Below are 15638 nucleotides of genomic sequence, written 5' to 3'. Positions count from 1 at the left end.
ATTGTTGGTTTACGTATTCACGTCCTCGTCCACGACAAGACGCGGGTCGCTGAGGATGGCGTCCGTGTCCAGTACCACCAGCCGTTCCGGCGTCACACCCACGATATATTCCGCAGCGACTCCCCCCACGATCGACGGGGTCGGCCGGATGCGGCTTTTGTCGACGACCGAGACACCCTCGACCGTGTCGGCCAGCAGTCCGATTTCCACCTCGCCCCTGCGCAGCAGCACGATCCTGTGCAGGTCGGTGATGCCCGGTTCGGGCAGGCCGAAAAACTGCTTCAGGTCGATCACTGCCACCAGCCGCCCGCGCAGGTTGACCAAGCCCCGAAGGAACGGTGGCGTGCAGGGTAGCGGCGTGAGATCCCTGAGCGGCTGCACGTCGTGCACCTGGCTGGCCAGCAGTGCGTAACGCTCGTGGGCGAGAGTGAACTCGAGCAGCTCGACCTGCTCATCGAGCGGCTTGCCGGAAGGTCGTTGCGCCAGTCGCTGCGCACGTTCGCGCAGGATGGCATGAGCAGCGTCAGGGCCATGGGGCGAGGTCATGTGTGGTCTCCCGCGACCATCAAGTCCCTGACCAGGGAGGTCAGTTGCCGCACGCTGATGCCCTCGGCGTGTTCTAGGTCGGCGTCTGGAGGCAGCCGTTCGAGCAAGGCGAGGATGTTGCGATAGTGACGTGCCGCATGCTTCTCCCGTCCACGGGTCCGTTCCAGATTGGCAAGTGCCAGGCCGGCCATTACACCATCGGGCGCCAGGTACAGGCTGCGCTCGAATGCGGCACTGGCCTCGGGCATGTTGCCCGTTTCGGCAAGAATCATCCCCCTCAGGCAATGGGCCGCCGGGTCCAGCTTTTCGGCAGCTATCCAGCGATCACAGCAGGCCAGCGCTTCGTCCATGCGCCGCTGGTCGGCCAATGCCCGCGCCCGTGCGGCGATAGCCTTCACAGGAAGCGCCGCTTCCTGCGCCTTGGCCGGCGGCGTTGCCCGCCTGGGCGCAGGGAGCGGTGTCACTGGCTTCGGAAAGCGGAGCGACGCCTCATGCGCTGCACGCGTCCCTGCCGGATGCGTCCTGACCGGCATCGCCGCCGGGATGCCTGCGTCTTTTGGAGCACTTCCGTGCCGGTCCGGCGCTGGGCCCTTCCGGTAAAGGATCGCCCCGTCGCAGTGGAGCGCACGAAACCCGGCGAACAAGGTCTGCGAGGCCTCGCACGGCGCGACCGCCAGCCAGCCCTCCTCGCGCAAGGAGCCGTGCAGTGCCTCGACCACCTTCGATGCCTGCGCCGACGTGAAGTACATGAGCACATTGCGGCAGAGCACCAGGTCGAAGTCGCCATCGCGCATGCCGGCCAGCGCGGCCTCGTCGGCGAGGTTCAAGGAGGCAAAGTGGGCGATGCGCCGGATCGTGGGCGACAGGACGTAGCGTCCCCCTGCCAGCTGACGGAAATGGCGGGCGCGAAAATCCGGCGATGTGCCGCGGAACGACCATTGGCCATACACCCCTTCCGCCGCCGTGCGCAAAAAACGCGGATTGACGTCGGTGCCGAGGAGATTGATTTGCCAGTTGGCAATGTCCGGCAGCAGTTGCTGCAACTGGATGGCGATCGAATAGGTTTCCTCGCCGGTGCAGCAGGCTGCGCTCCAGATGCGCAGTTGCCGGTTCCCCGTGCGCCGCCGCTGCTCGATGAGCTCAGACAGGACATGCGCCGAGAGCGCCGCGAAGGCTTCCTGGTCGCGGAAGAAGTAGGTCTCCCCGATGGTGAGGTGACTGGCCAGGATTTCCACGCCCGCGTCGTCGAGCTTCTCCGAAACCAGCAGTCGCGCGCATGCTTCCGCATCGGAGAGGCCGAGTTCGCTCGCCGCCCCCCTGAGCGAACGCTTCAGGTCTGGCAGTCTCTCGCCCTGCAGGTGCAGCCCGAAGAGCCGCTCCACGACCGAGCCGGCGTGCTCCCAGAGAACGGTTGCCTCACCGCCCGGCACGGCGGGCATCCAGGGCACTGGCCAGTGCCCGCATGGCATGGACATCGAGGAATTGCTGCGGATCGTCGATCAGCAACAGGCCATCTGGCGTTTTCACCAGGCCCTGCACCCGGGCAACGCCATGGATCAGTGCCTCACTCGGCACGAAGTCCCCGCTGTCCACCGCGGTCACGCCTTCTGCTTCGCTGACCGGTAGTACAAACAATTGCTGCGGCAACGCCAGCACCACGAAAGCATCCGAAGGACTGATCGGACGCGGCGGCAAACCCAGCCGCAGTCTCAGGTCGATGACCACCGCCACATGGCCTTGCAGATTGACCACGCCCAGCACGGCCTTCGGTGCCCCGGGCAAGGGAGTGACTTCGCAGGCGTGTTCCACGCGCTCGACCGCGGCCAGCGACACGCCCAGCCGCAGCAGGTCCAGTTTGAACACGAGCAGGGAAACCGGTGCCGCCATATTGGATGGCCACCACGTTTGCAGAAGGATTTCCGACTTGCGGCGGTGCTTGCGCGCCGATTCGCAGCAAGCAACTGCCACCCCTGAAGCCTCGCAACCATAGCGCGATTAAATGCTGTTTGCCATCAAGCACCTGAGCCTTGCCAGCAGCGCACTGGTGTTGTTCGGCGTGTCGATGCAAACCACGGCGGCCTGCATCTCCTGCGTCAGCACGCCGCGCGAAAGTGCCCATCGCAGCCGCCATTCACTTCAATTTGACGGACACGCCCGACCCTCGGACGTCTTGAGGCATCGTACGAAGATCGCCAGCAGGCGCGCTCTCAACGCTGGTTTGCGCAGCACGCCAGTCGACTGGCCGCAGGCCGGGACACGATTTCGTGCCGGGGCAGCATCGACAGATTCGGCATGACAATTGGCTCTATAGTGTTCCGCAGGATCGCCCAAGCGCCTGACATGAGCCCCAACAAATCGATGCCCCGACGTTCTGCAGGCCCCCAGGGAACGCGGTTGTTTTCCGCCGAGGAGCTGCGCCTGCAAGCCGACGAGCTTGCGCCCGCTCCGACCGGTCGTGCCAGCGTGCACGAGCCGGTGCTCGAAGGCGTCGGCGGCGAACACGACCGCCAGCGCTACACGGTGCGCCCGGGCCGGCAGACGGTCGGCCGGCGTGGCGACAACGACATCGTGATCGGGGATTCCAGCGTGTCGGCCTCGCACGCGTGGATCATGAATCAGCAGGGTCACTACGTGATCATGAATACGCTGTCCACCAACGGCACGTTCGTGAACGGACAGCGTATCCACGAGGCGGTGCTGCGCCACGGCGACCGCGTCCGGCTGGGCCTCGCCGAATTCGTCTTCCTGACCCGCGACAAGCGCGGCCCACGCTTCGGCAAGCCGGCGCTGCTGGGCACCGGCCTGCTGATACTGGCTGGACTGGTGATCGTCGCCGGCCTGGCCTGGCGGCTGTTCTGAGGGTTCCGGCGTGAATGCCCGAGCCACCGCCGTACCGCGGACGATCGGCCGCTACCGCATCGACGGCGTACTCGGCGAAGGGGCGATGGCGGTGGTCTACGCCGGCTTCGATCCCGGCATCCAGCGCCAGGTCGCGATCAAGTGCCTGCACCATCACGTGGCGGCCGACCCGGCCTACCGGCAGCGCTTTCTTGCCGAAGCCCGCGCGGCCGGGCACCTGGTCCATCCGAACATCGTCACCATCTTCGACGCCGGCGAGACCGACGACGGCCGCCCGTACATCGCGATGGAACGCCTCGGCGGCGAGACGCTGGCGAGCAGGGTCGCCAGCGAAGGCCTGCCGCCGCTGCCGATGGTCATCGAGCTGGCCAGCCAGATGGCCACCGCGCTGAATTACGCGCACGAGCAGGGCGTCATCCACCACGACATCAAGCCGGAGAACATCATGCTGGCCGAGGGCTGGCATTACGCCAAGCTCAACGATTTCGGCATCTCCGAGCGGCATGGCACGCGCGCCGCCAACGGCGAGGTCGGTGGAACGCCGGCCTACATGGCGCTCGAGCGCCTGCGCGGTGAAGCGGACGACGCGCGCAGCGACCTGTTCTCGCTGGGCGTGGTGATGCATTGGCTGATCACCGGCAAGCTGCCGTGGCGCGAGACCGCCGACGTGCCGCGGCTGATCCGCGAACGGCAGCGCCTGCCCCGCCCGCCGATCGAGCCGCTGGACCCGGCCACGCCATCGATGCTGGTGGGCATCGTGCGCACCCTGCTCTCGCCCGCGGCGGATGCGCGCTACCAGAGCGGCGCCGAAGTCGCCGACGACCTGCGCCAGGCGCGCCGCGAATACGAGCGCCTGCACGAGAAGCCGATCGCCAACCGCATCATCTCGCTGCGCCTGCGCTGGGCCGGTGCGCTGGGAGCCACGCTGTGCCTGGTGCTGCTGCTCGGCCTGGCAGCGATCTATGCCAAGCAGAACACCGCGGTCACCGGCGTTGCCCTGGATTTCGGCAGTTCCCTGAGCCGGATGATCGCCGGCGAGGCGGCGGAAAACCTGCTGCTGAACGACCAGGCCGCCACGCGTGCGCTGGTGCAGGACATCGCGCAGAACCGGCAGATCCACTACCTCGCCGTCGCCGATCACCTGGGCAACGTGGTGGCCAGCACGAAAGCTGCGGAAATCGGGCACGCGCTGCCCGCACCGGCCGGACAGAAGCCGCTGCCGCGGGGCAATGGCGCCGACAGCTACCGTGGCCAGGTCGCCAGCAGCGGCGACGGCGCCATGCTGCTGTTCGATGTGCCGATCCTCTACCAGACCAAGACGGTCGGCGAGTTGCGCCTGGGCATCAGCAGCGCCCCCTTGCGCACCGCCCAGCGCATCACGCTGGGGGTAATCCTGGCCGTGCTGCTGGTGACGCTGGTGGTGGTGGTGAGCGCTGCCTACTGGCTGTTCCGGCGCCCGTTCGCCCTGTTGCAGATGCTCAGCGATGCCCTGCTCCGGGTCGGGCGCGGCGACTTCCACCATCGCATCCGGCTGGTACGCCGGGACGAGCTTGGCCAGCTGTTCGCCGCCTTCAACCTGATGAACAGCGCGCTGCAGGCCCGCCAGCAGAACGACGCGGGACTTTCCACGTCGCCGCGTGTCGAAGCCGAGCCGGCGCTGCAGCCCACCCGCATCATCCAGCCCCAGGGCGCCGAACAGGGCGCCTCCTGACGGATGCGGCGATGGTGGCGGGTCAGAACTGCTTCAGGCGCTGCTTGAGCTCGAGCGCACGGGCGCGATAGATCACCGCGGGCTCGTAGGAAGGATCGATCGCCAGCACGTGATCCCACAGGGCGATGGCAGGATCCAGCTTCTGGTCGCGGTACAGCACGATCGCGCGCTGGTGGTAGGCGGCCAGCAACTGCTGGCGCATGGCGGCCGCCTGCGGATCGCTGGACTTCAGGTGCGGATCGAGGGACAACGCTTCGTCGAGCTGCGCCAGCGCCTGGTCCTTGTGCCCCTGCGCCAGCAGGGCCACGCTCTCGCGTTGCAGCCTACTCGCCTTTGCCGTCGCCGATTCGGCGGGCGCGTTCGCCGTCGCCGGGGCGACGGATGTCGCGGGGGCCACGATGTCGACACTCGCGTCGGCTGCCGGTACCGGTGCCGGTGCCGCCGGGCCCGGCGACGTGGCACCGAGCGGCAGGCGCAGGGTCTGCCCCGCACGCAGCATCGAGGGATCGGCCGAGCCGTTGTAGCGCGCCAGTATCACGAAGCGCTGTGCGTCGCCCAGGTAGCGCGCCGCCAGGGTGCTGTAGGAATCCCCGGATTGCACCATGTAGTTGCGCGAACGCGTGCCGAGCTCGTGCGCAGGATCGACCGTGAGCTGGTGCAACAAGGCCTGCGCGGCGCGGTCGCCGGGATGTGCCGCCAGGTATTGGCGCAGGGCGCGCTCGCCCTCGGCGTAGCGGCCACGCTGCAGGTCGCCGTTGATGATCTCGCCCAGCGACGACGGTGGCGTGGCGGGTGCTTCCGCCCCGGGTGCGGTGCGTTCCATGGTGACTCTCGGCGAGCCGTGCATGCTGTCGTCGACCTTGTTCTTCAACGAACTCATCTGCGCACAACCGGCGGTGCCTGCCAGGACCAGCAGCACGGCAGTCCGCAGGGACCGGCACGGAAACGCCATCACCTTCCCACCTCGCCATCGCTCGCCAGGCCCCGCCCGCCAGGCCCGCGCACCGCGGCGGCGGGATGCATGGCGGACCAGAGTTTCTCGCCATAGCGGCGCACCCAGCCTGCGCCGGCGATCCGCAGGAAAATCAGCGCCGCGTTGTCGCCCTGCTCGCCGCCGCGCGCAGTCGCCAGCAACAAGGCTTCGTGCAGTGCGCCGCGCTGGTCGCGGCGCCGCGACAGGCGCCGCAGCTCCTGCGTGGACAGCTGTTCCCAGACACCGTCGCTGCACAGGGCGAAGGTCTGTCCGGTGTGCAGGAGCGCGCCGCCATGCTCGACCTCGGGCGGCGCACTGCCGCCGAGCCCGCGCAGCAGCTTGTGCTGGTCGGGATCCCGGCCCAGTTGTTCCGGCGTGATCTCGCCACGGCGCAGCTTGAGCTGGGCGACGCTGTGGTCCTCGGTGCAGCTGAGGCAGCGCCGGCCCTGGAAGCGGTACAGCCGGCTGTCGCCCACGTGGACCCAGTACGCCTGTTTGCCGCGGACCAGCAGTGCGACCACGGTGGAGTGCGGTTCGGCGGCGACCAGCCCCTCGCGCCGGCGGACCAGTTCGGCATGCGCTTCCTGGCACAGGGACTCCAGGAACAGCGCGCCGGGCTGCTCGCGCCACAGGCCCTGTTCCCACAGACGGCGGGCCGTATCGATCACCCCTTCCGCTGCCAGCTCCCCTGCGCCGTCGCCGCCCATGCCATCGGCCAGGAGCAGCAACAGGGTGTCGCTGGCCGGATCGTGCAGGCAGACCAATGCATCCTGCTGTGCGTCGCGGCCGCCACGGGCGCGACCCGCGGCGACCTGCGGCTTGGCATGGAAGTCGATAGCCTGGTCCATCGTCCGTCCCCTTTCGAAACCCGAGCCAGCAAACTTTGCGCGTCCGCGCACTCAGCGCCGGAGGTGGATTTCCTGGCCTTCGTGGTCGCGGTCCCAGCCGCGCAGTTCGTCGCGGATGTGGGCGATGCGCTGGCGGCCGAGCGCGTTGCGCTCCTCGTCCAGCACCTGCCCGTCCAGCAGCTCGGCAAGGCGCTGCGCGGTGGGCAGCATGGTGTCCCAAGCGTCGAGCGCGGGCAGCGGCGCGGGCAGGGTCATGAAGAAGCTGAGGCCGGGCGTGCGCAGCGCGTCGAGCCGGGCCAAGTCGAAGCTGCCGGGCTTGAGCATGTTGGCGACGCTGAAGATCGGGCCCAGCTCGCGCTTGCCGTCGACCAGGCGGTGGTAGATGCCCATGTCGCCGAATTCGAGGCCGGCCTTCTCGGCGGCCACGATCAGGTCGGAGCCGTGGAAGCTGGAGCCTTCGCGTGCCACCACGAACAAGGTGACGATGCGTTCCACCGGCATCTGCACCGGGCGGCGGCCGAGGTCGGAGCGCGGCGGCAAGCGGTTCTGCGACGGCGCGGGGGTGGGCGCCGCGGCGGGCGCGGGGACCGGTGTCGCGGCAACGTCGACCGGCGGCGCCTGCGCGGCCCCGGCCGAAGACGAGGGCGCGCGCAACGCGTCCACGATGGCGGCGGCCTGGCCGGCCAGCTTGCTGCGCGTCGTGCCGGTGCCGCGCTCGCCGGACAAGGTGGCGCCGAGACGCTCCAGTTCCTCGCGCAGGCCGACATCGAGTTCGCCCTGCTTCGGCGACACCGCCTTTTCGTCGAAGCGCGCTTCGTCGGTGGCGCTGAAGGAAAGCTCGTCGGCATCGGCGTCGCCGCCCTCGCCCAGGGTGGGCTCGCGGCGTTCGCCGCCGGGGTTGCCCGTGCCCTGCCCGGTCGACGACGGCATGCGGCGCTTGCCCTGCTGCTCCTTCTTCGGCTGGCCGAACAGCCAGATCAGGACCAGCACGACCAGGCCGACGATGAACATCGGTATGCCGATCGCAGGGTTCCAGCCAAGGGCAAGCACGGGTTGCAGCGTCATCATCGGTTCCTCATGGGGTTCGTCCGCCGCGGGCAGCGGGCGCGCTTCCTCGATTCAATGGCATGAGCGCCACTGGCGGCACTCATGCGCTGCCCGCCAGTTTAGCCGCTTCGGCCAGGTCCACCTGCACCAGGCGCGACACGCCGGGTTCGCGCATGGTCACGCCGCACAGCTGGCTGGCCGCTTCCATGGTGGCCTTGTTGTGGCTGATGAAGATGAACTGCACGCGCTCGCTCATCTCGCGCACCATTGCCGAGAAGCGACCCACGTTGGCCTCGTCCAGCGGCGCGTCCACCTCGTCGAGCAGGCAGAACGGCGCGGGGTTGAGGTTGAAGATGGCGAACACCAGCGCCACCGCGGTGAGCGCCTTCTCGCCGCCGGAGAGCAGCGAGATGTTGGACGGGCGCTTGCCGGGCGGGCGCGCCATGATCGCCACGCCGGTGTCGAGCAGGTCGTCGCCGGTGAGTTCGAGGTAGGCGTGGCCGCCGCCGAACAGGCGCGGGAACAGTTCCTGCACGCCGGCGTTGACCTTGTCGAAGGTTTCCTTGAAGCGCGCGCGCGTCTCGCGGTCGATCTTCTTGATCGCGCCCTCCAGCGTTTCCATCGCGCTGGTGAGGTCGTTGAGCTGGTTGTCGAGGTAGGTCTTGCGCTCGCTCTGTTCGGCATGCTGCTGGATCGCGGCGAGGTTCACCGGTTCCAGCCGCACGATCTTCTGCGCGAGTTCGGCCAGCTGCTGTTTCCACTCCGCGGCATCCACGTCCCCGGCCAGTTCGGCGAGCAGGGTTTCCAGTTCGAGGCCGGAAGCGGCGATCGCCTCGGCCAGTTGCTCGGCGCGCAATTGCAGCGCCTGCGCGGCAAGGCGTTTCTCGGAAAGGTTTTCGCGCAGGCTGGCGAGCCCCTGCTCGGCGAGATGGCGGCGCTGTTCCAGCTGGCGGAAGGCGATGTCGCATTCCTCCAGCGCGCGACGCGCTTCAACCAATTGCCTGTCCACCAGCAGGCGCTGGTCGAGATAGGTCTGCCGCTCGGCTTCCAGCTCGGCGATGGGGTCGGAGCCGGCGGCGAGCTGCTCGGCGATCTCGCCGCGGCGGGCCTCGATCTGGCGCAACTGGTTTTCCATGCGCGCCAGCGACTGTTCCAGCGACGTCAGCGAGGAGCGCTTGGATTCCAGCGACAGCGCCAGGGCGTGCGCCTGGTCGGCTGCCTCGCGCGCGTTCATGCGCGCTTCCTCGCGCGTCTCCAGCAAGGCGCGGCGTTCGTTTTCCAGTTCGCGGCGCTGGTCTTCCAGGTCGCCCATGTGGCCGACAGACTCATCCAGCCGGGCACGGGCTTCGCGCGTCTGCGTCTGCAGTTCGTCGAGCTGGTCGATCAGCGTGGACAGTTCGCCGGCCACCTTCTCGCCGCGGGCACGGGCGGTTTCCAGCTTGCCGCGGTGGCTCTGCAACTGGCCGGCGAGTTCGCTCTGGCGGCGGTGCGCGTTGTACAGCTCGCGCTGGGTGTCGTCGCGGGCGCGTTCGGCCTCGAACTTGCGCGTGCGCAGCTCGTCTAGCTGCGCTGTGCATTCCTCGATGCGCGCTTCCAGTGCAGCGATCTGCTCGGCCAGCGTGCGGATCTCGCGCTCGCGCGCCAGCACGCCCACCTGGCTGCCCTGCGCGCGGCGCACGCGCGCCCAGCCCGGGCCCAGCCATTCGCCGCCGCGGGTGATCACCGACTGGTACGGCGCCAGGGCCGACAGGCCGGACACGCGCTGGCGGGCCTCGTCCAGCGACTCGGCGATCAGCACGTGGCCGAGGATGGCGATGGCCGCGGCCGGCCCGCGCACGTGGGCGGCCAGCGTGCCGGCGGTATTGGCGCCGCCTTCGCTGGCATCGAGCAGCGCGACGTCGGCATTTTCCAGCCCGCCGAAATCCGCGGCCAGCGCGTGCGCGCCGTCCACCAGCACGCTGTCGATGAAACCGGAGAGCACGGTTTCCACCGCGGTTTCCCAGCCGGCCTCCACCTGCAGCGCCTCGCCGAGGCGCGGCGACTTGTCGAAGCCGAGGCGCGCCAGCCACTGGCTGGCGGCGTTCTCCTCCTGGCCCAGCGCCGCGTGCTGCAGGGCTTCCAGCGAGGATTGCCGGCCGCGCGCCGTCTGCAACTGCGAGCGCGCCTCGTTGAGCGTGGACTGCAGCTGGCGTTCCTCGTCCAGTGCCTTTTCATGCGTGGTCTTGTGCTGGTCGAGCAGGCTGCCCAGCGCTTCCACCTTCTCGCGCTGGGTATCGTGCTCCAGGTGCATCTGCTCGGCAGCGGCATCCAGCGCGGCGAGGTCGGTGGCCTTCTGCTCGGTTTCCAGCGCCTCGCGGCGCCTGGCGAGGTCGACCGCCTGGCGGTCGAGGTAGTTGAGCTTGGTGCGCTCCACTTCGGCGGCGCGGTTGGATTCACCGGCGGTGCGGGTATGCGTGTCCCAGCGCTGCTGCCAGTCGGCGAGTCTGGTCTCGGCGCCGCGCTGGGCCTCGGCGGTGTCGTCCTGCATCTGCTGCAGGGCTTCGAGCCTGGGCTCGCCTTCGGCCAGCGCCATGCGCAGGGTCTCGACCTGGCTGCGGTCGCCGGCGATGTGCTCGGCCAGTTCGTTGTGCTCGCGCTCGGCCTCGCCCTGCGCGCGCTGCAGGCGGTCCGCGGTCTCGCGGTTGTGGCGCACCTGCTGTTCCACGCGGGCGATTTCGGCGCCGACCTTGTAGACCTCGGCCTGCACCGAGCTCAAGTGTTCGCCGGCCTCGCCGTGGCGCTCGCGCATGGCCTCGATCTGCGCCTCGATCTCGCGCTGGCCGGCCAGTTGCTTCTCGATCTCGATCTCGGCGGCGGACAGTCCCGCCCCTTCGCCGTCGTGCTGGCCCTTCAGCGCGCGGTATTCCAGCGCGCGCAACTCGGCCTGCTTGCGCGTTTCCTCTTCCTTGTAGGCCTTCCAGCGCTCGGCGGCGCGGGCCTGGCGGTTGAGCTGTTCGAGCTGCTTGTCCACTTCGTCGCGCACGTCCTTCACGCGGTCGAGGTTCTCGCGGGTGGACTTGATGCGGCTCTCGGTCTCCTTCCGGCGCTCCTTGTACTTGGAGATGCCGGCGGCTTCCTCCAGGTGCGTGCGCAATTCCTCGGGGTGTGCCTCGATGATCTGCGAGATCATGCCCTGCTCGATGATCGAGTAGCTGCGCGGGCCGAGGCCGGTGCCCAGGAACAGGTCGGTGATGTCGCGGCGGCGGCAGCGCGCGCCGTTGAGGAAATAGGCGGACTGGCCGTCGCGCGTCACCTGGCGCTTCACCGAGATCTCGGCGTACTGGCCGTACTCGCCCTGCACCGTGCCGTCGGCGTTGTCGAAGATCAGCTCGACGGTGGCCTGCCCCACCGGCTTGCGCGAGGTCGAGCCGGAGAAGATCACGTCGGTGAGCGAGTCGCCGCGCAGGCGGCTGGCCGCGCTCTCGCCCATCACCCAGCGGATCGCGTCGATGATGTTGGACTTGCCGCAGCCGTTCGGCCCCACCACGCCGGTCATGTTGGCCGGCAGGTGCAAGGTGGTCGGGTCGACGAAGGACTTGAAGCCGGCGAGTTTGATCGTGGTCAGGCGCATGCGGTCATCGCTGGGAAATCGGGAGGCGCCTGGGTCTGCAGGCGATCAGGCACTGTGCCAAACGCGGCGCGGTGCCGCAACGCATCGTGAGTGATGTTTTACTGCAAGAATGCTTTGCATCTTGTTGTTTTCATGATGCATCTATCGACAGCGCATGGATGCCGTCGCCCATCAGGTCGGCAAGCGCGGCGTAGATCATGCGATGGCGCCTGAGCGGCGGCACGCCGGCGAACGCCGGGCTGGCGATGCGCACGTGGTAGTGGCCCTTGCCCTCGCCCGCATGGCCGGCGTGCTTGTGGCCCTCGTCCAGCACTTCCAGTTCGCCGGGCGGGAACGCCGCCGCGAGGCGCGCACGGATCTGCGCGGCCATCGCCTCGCTCATGGCAGGGTCTTGCGGAACGGCTTGACGCTTACCCCGGCATAGACGCCGGCGGCCACGTAGGGATCGGCGCCGGCCCAGGCCTCGGCATCCGCCAGCGAGGCGAACTCGGCCACGATCATGCTGCCGGTGAAGCCGGCCGGGCCGGGGTTCTCCGATTCGATCGCCGGGAACGGACCCGCCAGCAGCAGGCGGCCTTCGTCCAGCAAGGCATTGAGCCGCGCCAGATGTTCGGGGCGCGCCGCAAGGCGCTTGTCCAATGAACCGGGATGATCCTCGGCGATGATCGCGAACCACATGGGCAAGGCTCCGTTGCTGGGCGAAACCGCCATTTTAGCCGACTGCGCCGGGTGCCATGCGTCGCGACGCCGCGGAACGCAGGATTTACAGGCTTTCCGGCCGCATGTACGGGAACAGCAGCACGTCGCGGATCGAGGCGGAGCCGGTGAGCAGCATCACCAGACGGTCGATGCCGATGCCGAGGCCGCCGGTGGGCGGCAGGCCCACTTCCAGCGCGCGGATGTAGTCGGCGTCGAAGTGCATGGCCTCGTCGTCGCCGGCGTCCTTGGCGTCCACCTGGGCCTGGAAGCGCGCGGCCTGGTCTTCCGGGTCGTTCAACTCGGAAAAGCCGTTGGCGAGCTCCTTGCCGTTGACGAACAGCTCGAAGCGGTCGGTGATGCCCTGGTCGGTGTCGTTCTCGCGTGCCAGCGGCGACACTTCCACCGGATGCTGGGTGATGAAGGTAGGCTGGATCAGGGTGTGCTCCACCGTCTTCTCGAAGATCTCCAGCAGCAGTTTGCCCCAGCCGTAGCCGTCCTTGACCTGCACGCCGAGGCGCTTGGCATGCGCAGCCATCGCGGCGCGGTCGCGCAGTTCGCCGCGCTGGATCTCCGGGTTGTGCTCCAGCACCGCGTCTTCCATGGTCCAGCGTCGGAAGGCGGGGCCGACGTCGATCTGCGCGCCGTCCCACTCCAGTTGCGTGGTGCCCAGCACGTGCCGTGCGGCGTCGCGGATCACCGATTCGGTGAGGTCCATGATCTCGGTGTAGGTGGCGTAGGCCTGGTACAGCTCCAGCATGGTGAACTCGGGGTTGTGCCGGGTGGACACGCCCTCGTTGCGGAAGTTGCGGTTGATCTCGTACACGCGGTCGAAGCCGCCCACCACCAGGCGCTTCAGGTACAGCTCCGGCGCCACGCGCAGGTAGAGGTCCATGTCCAGCGCGTTGTGGTGGGTGATGAAGGGCTTGGCCGTGGCGCCGCCGGGGATCACGTGCATCATCGGCGTCTCCACTTCCATGAAGCGGCGCGGCGCGGCCTCCAGCCACTGGCGGATGAAGCCGATGATGCGCGAGCGCTTCTGGAAGGTGTCGCGCGCTTCCTGCGTGACGATGAGGTCGACGTAGCGCTGGCGGTAGCGCTGCTCCACGTCGGCCATGCCGTGGTGCTTGTCGGGCAGCGGGCGCAGGCTCTTGGTGAGCAGCCGCAGCGCGTCCACCTTCACCGACAGCTCGCCGGTCTTGGTGCGCATCAGCACGCCCTCGGCGCCCACGATGTCGCCCATGTCCCAGCCCTTGAACGCCTCGTAGGCGTCGCCCACGGTGCCGGCGTGGATGAACAGCTGGATACGGCCGGTCATGTCCTGGATCTGCGCGAAGCTGACCTTGCCCTGCACCCGCTTGAGCACGATGCGGCCGGCCACCTTCACGCGGCGTTGCGCGGCCTCGATCACCTCGGCGGTGTGCTTGTCCTTGTCGGCGTATTCGTCCTGCAGGTCGCCGACGAAGCTGTCCACCTTGAAGTCATTGGGGAACGCGATGCCCTGCCCGCGCAGTGCCGTGAGTTTTTCGCGGCGCTCGGCGATCAGCTTGTTCTCGTCGACGGGCTGGGTATCGGTGGTTTCGCTCATGGGGTTTCCGTGATGGATTGGAACGCTTGCGTTGTTGCCGTGACGCCTTTCGTCGCTAGCTCTGTAGGAGCGCACCCTGTGCGCGACTGGCTGTGCGCTTCGCCCGAGAGATCTGGGCAATCGCGCACAGGGTGCGCTCCTACGACAGAACGTCGGGCGGTCAGTTGTCCTTGCCGAACACTTTCTTGGTCGCGTGCTTGGTGGCGTCCCAGCCTTCCTTCGCGCCATGGCCGATGGCGGTGCCGGCATCCTTGGCGCCGTGGCCGACGGCAACGCCGGCCTTCTTCGCACCGTGACCGATGCCGGTACCGGCCGCCTTGGCGCCATGGCCGACCTTGACGGCGACGTTCCTGGTGGCATGGCCCACCGCGCGTGCGCCGGTGGCGACGCCGTGGCCAACGTCCTTTGCGCCTTGCTTGATGCTTTGGCCGGCGCTTTCCTGCGCGCCCGCGCCGAACGCCGTCAGCGCGGCACAGGCAAACAGGATGCTGCAAATCTTCTTGGCATTCATGCTGGCTACCTCAGTCTGTGTCGGGAACCGGGAAAGCTATACAGGCGGTTTTCCGTATCGCGGCTGAAGCCGCGATACGGACTCCTCAGGCGTCGATGCGCTTGGCGCCCGCGTCCAGGCCGGACTTCAGGCTGGCCTCGATGAACTCGTCGAGGTCGCCGTCCAGCACCTTCTGCGTGTCGGAACGCTCCACGCCGGTGCGCAGGTCCTTGATGCGGCTCTGGTCGAGCACGTAGTTGCGGATCTGGCTGCCCCAGCCGATGTCGGACTTGGTCGCTTCCAGCGCGTCCTTCTCGGCGTTGCGCTTCTGCACTTCCAGCTCGTACAGCTTGGCGGCCAGCATCTTCATCGCGCGGTCGCGGTTGGCGTGCTGGCTGCGCTCGGTCTGGCAGGCCACCACCACGCCCGAGGGCACGTGGGTGATGCGCACCGCGGACTCGGTCTTGTTGACGTGCTGGCCGCCGGCGCCGGACGAACGGTACACGTCGGTCTTGAGGTCGGCCGGGTTGATCTCGATGTCGATGTCGTCGTCGACTTCGGGCGAGACGAACACGCTGGTGAAGCTGGTGTGGCGGCGATTGTCGGAATCGAACGGCGACTTGCGCACCAGGCGGTGCACGCCGATCTCGGTCTTCAGCCAGCCGTAGGCGTAGTCGCCCTCCACGCGGAAGGTGGCCGACTTGATGCCCGCCACTTCGCCGCCGGAGGCTTCCAGCAGCTCGGTCTTCCAGCCACGCGATTCGGCCCAGCGCAGGTACATGCGCAGCAGCATTTCGGCCCAGTCCTGCGCCTCGGTGCCGCCGGCGCCGGCCTGGATGTCGACGAAGGCGTTCGCCGAATCCATCTTGCCGGAGAACATGCGCTGGAATTCCAGCTTGCCGACACGGGCTTCGAGCTTGGCCACGTCGTCGACGACCGAGGCGACGGTTTCCTCGTCGCCGTCGGCGGCGGCCATTTCCACGAGCTCTTTTGCGTCGGACAGGCCCGAAGTGAGCTCGTCGATGCCGGTGACCACAGTGTCGAGGCGCGCACGTTCGCGGCCCAGCTCCTGCGCGCGCGGCGGATCGTCCCACACGGTGGGACTTTCCAGTTCGCGGCTTACTTCTTCGAGGCGCTCACGCTTGGTGGCGTAGTCAAAGATACCCCCTAAGCGACTCGACGCGGGCCGTGAGGTCCGCGATCTGCGCAAGGATCGGATTGGTCTCGATCATGGATGGTGGAAACGGTGGAGAAAGGCCGTCCATCTTAA

General features: G+C 68.1%; 15 protein-coding genes. 3 read left to right on the top strand and 12 right to left on the bottom strand.

Annotation, left to right across the window (positions count from 1 at the left end; all coding sequences use genetic code 11):
• Nucleotides 1–9: 9 nt before the first annotated feature.
• Genes IHE47_RS12375 through IHE47_RS12365 form a run of 3 tightly spaced genes read right to left on the bottom strand, consistent with a single transcriptional unit; the run spans nt 10 to nt 2514 of the window.
• Nucleotides 10–546, bottom strand: coding sequence for a chemotaxis protein CheW (locus IHE47_RS12375; RefSeq protein WP_192106237.1), 537 nt, complete (start codon nt 544–546; stop codon nt 10–12).
• On the bottom strand, nt 543–1985 hold the full coding sequence (locus tag IHE47_RS12370; protein ID WP_192106235.1) for a protein-glutamate O-methyltransferase CheR: 1443 nt from the start codon (nt 1983–1985) through the stop codon (nt 543–545). Before IHE47_RS12370 ends, IHE47_RS12375 begins: the two co-directional genes overlap by 4 nt.
• A complete protein-coding gene (locus IHE47_RS12365; RefSeq protein WP_192106233.1) occupies nt 1963–2514 on the bottom strand; it encodes a chemotaxis protein CheW in 552 nt (183 codons plus the stop codon). Before IHE47_RS12365 ends, IHE47_RS12370 begins: the two co-directional genes overlap by 23 nt.
• A 31-nt stretch (nt 2515–2545) precedes the next feature.
• Between IHE47_RS12365 and IHE47_RS12360 the strand changes: the two genes are divergently transcribed.
• The 3 genes from IHE47_RS12360 to IHE47_RS17980 all read left to right on the top strand — a co-directional run bounded on the left by IHE47_RS12360 (nt 2546) and on the right by IHE47_RS17980 (nt 5116).
• Nucleotides 2546–2842, top strand: a complete 297-nt coding sequence (locus tag IHE47_RS12360; protein WP_192106231.1) for a hypothetical protein — start codon at nt 2546–2548, stop codon at nt 2840–2842.
• Nucleotides 2843–2940: 98 nt separating this feature from the next.
• Entirely contained in the window at nt 2941–3405 is a 465-nt protein-coding gene (locus tag IHE47_RS12355) for an FHA domain-containing protein (protein ID WP_225561849.1), read from the top strand.
• 10 nt (nt 3406–3415) lie between these two features.
• Nucleotides 3416–5116 carry a protein kinase gene (locus IHE47_RS17980; RefSeq protein WP_343227475.1) on the top strand — a complete coding sequence of 567 codons (1701 nt, stop codon included), beginning with the start codon at nt 3416–3418 and terminating at the stop codon, nt 5114–5116.
• A gap of 22 nt (nt 5117–5138) precedes the next feature.
• On the opposite strand, the gene IHE47_RS12345 is transcribed toward IHE47_RS17980, so the two are convergent.
• From IHE47_RS12345 to prfB, 9 genes are all read right to left on the bottom strand, one after another.
• Nucleotides 5139–5996 carry a LysM peptidoglycan-binding domain-containing protein gene (locus IHE47_RS12345; RefSeq protein ID WP_192106227.1) on the bottom strand — a complete coding sequence of 286 codons (858 nt, stop codon included), beginning with the start codon at nt 5994–5996 and terminating at the stop codon, nt 5139–5141.
• Nucleotides 5997–6067: 71 nt separating this feature from the next.
• Nucleotides 6068–6937 (bottom strand): protein phosphatase 2C domain-containing protein, encoded by an 870-nt coding sequence (locus IHE47_RS12340; RefSeq protein WP_192106225.1) that lies wholly within the window; start codon nt 6935–6937, stop codon nt 6068–6070.
• Nucleotides 6938–6988: 51 nt separating this feature from the next.
• Nucleotides 6989–8002, bottom strand: coding sequence for a cell division protein ZipA (gene zipA / locus IHE47_RS12335; protein WP_192106223.1), 1014 nt, complete (start codon nt 8000–8002; stop codon nt 6989–6991).
• An 82-nt stretch (nt 8003–8084) separates the two neighbouring features.
• Nucleotides 8085–11594 carry a chromosome segregation protein SMC gene (gene smc, locus IHE47_RS12330; protein WP_192106221.1) on the bottom strand — a complete coding sequence of 1170 codons (3510 nt, stop codon included), beginning with the start codon at nt 11592–11594 and terminating at the stop codon, nt 8085–8087.
• A 130-nt stretch (nt 11595–11724) separates the two neighbouring features.
• The gene (locus tag IHE47_RS12325; protein ID WP_192106215.1) at nt 11725–11976 is read right to left on the bottom strand and encodes a BolA family protein; all 252 of its coding nucleotides are present in this window, start codon (nt 11974–11976) and stop codon (nt 11725–11727) included.
• On the bottom strand, nt 11973–12272 hold the full coding sequence (locus IHE47_RS12320; RefSeq protein ID WP_192106213.1) for a YciI family protein: 300 nt from the start codon (nt 12270–12272) through the stop codon (nt 11973–11975). The genes IHE47_RS12325 and IHE47_RS12320 overlap by 4 nt, the downstream gene beginning before the upstream one ends.
• An 85-nt stretch (nt 12273–12357) precedes the next feature.
• The gene (gene lysS, locus IHE47_RS12315) at nt 12358–13878 is read right to left on the bottom strand and encodes a lysine--tRNA ligase (RefSeq protein WP_192106211.1); all 1521 of its coding nucleotides are present in this window, start codon (nt 13876–13878) and stop codon (nt 12358–12360) included.
• Between the two features lie 160 nt (nt 13879–14038).
• Nucleotides 14039–14389, bottom strand: a complete 351-nt coding sequence (locus IHE47_RS12310) for a hypothetical protein (protein ID WP_192106209.1) — start codon at nt 14387–14389, stop codon at nt 14039–14041.
• Nucleotides 14390–14474: 85 nt separating this feature from the next.
• A protein-coding gene (gene prfB / locus IHE47_RS12305) for a peptide chain release factor 2 (protein ID WP_192106207.1) occupies nt 14475–15600 on the bottom strand; the annotation gives its coding sequence in 2 pieces (ribosomal slippage) (nt 14475–15524 and nt 15526–15600; 1125 coding nt in all).
• Nucleotides 15601–15638 lie beyond the last annotated feature (38 nt).

This window comes from Rhodanobacter sp. DHB23, assembly GCF_014842975.1.
Taxonomy (GTDB): Bacteria; Pseudomonadota; Gammaproteobacteria; order Xanthomonadales; family Rhodanobacteraceae; genus Rhodanobacter_A.
This window is presented reverse-complemented; position numbering and strand designations above follow the sequence as displayed.

Coding starts and splice junctions, on each gene's coding strand:
- IHE47_RS12375 (WP_192106237.1), bottom strand. CDS start 546: ATGACCTCGCCCCATGGCCCTGACGCTGCTCATGCCATCCTGCGCGAA.
- IHE47_RS12370 (WP_192106235.1), bottom strand. CDS start 1,985: ATGCCCGCCGTGCCGGGCGGTGAGGCAACCGTTCTCTGGGAGCACGCC.
- IHE47_RS12360 (WP_192106231.1), top strand. CDS start 2,546: ATGCTGTTTGCCATCAAGCACCTGAGCCTTGCCAGCAGCGCACTGGTG.
- IHE47_RS12345 (WP_192106227.1), bottom strand. CDS start 5,996: ATGAGTTCGTTGAAGAACAAGGTCGACGACAGCATGCACGGCTCGCCG.
- IHE47_RS12340 (WP_192106225.1), bottom strand. CDS start 6,937: ATGGACCAGGCTATCGACTTCCATGCCAAGCCGCAGGTCGCCGCGGGT.
- zipA (WP_192106223.1), bottom strand. CDS start 8,002: ATGACGCTGCAACCCGTGCTTGCCCTTGGCTGGAACCCTGCGATCGGC.
- smc (WP_192106221.1), bottom strand. CDS start 11,594: ATGCGCCTGACCACGATCAAACTCGCCGGCTTCAAGTCCTTCGTCGAC.
- IHE47_RS12325 (WP_192106215.1), bottom strand. CDS start 11,976: ATGAGCGAGGCGATGGCCGCGCAGATCCGTGCGCGCCTCGCGGCGGCG.
- IHE47_RS12320 (WP_192106213.1), bottom strand. CDS start 12,272: ATGTGGTTCGCGATCATCGCCGAGGATCATCCCGGTTCATTGGACAAG.
- lysS (WP_192106211.1), bottom strand. CDS start 13,878: ATGAGCGAAACCACCGATACCCAGCCCGTCGACGAGAACAAGCTGATC.
- IHE47_RS12310 (WP_192106209.1), bottom strand. CDS start 14,389: ATGAATGCCAAGAAGATTTGCAGCATCCTGTTTGCCTGTGCCGCGCTG.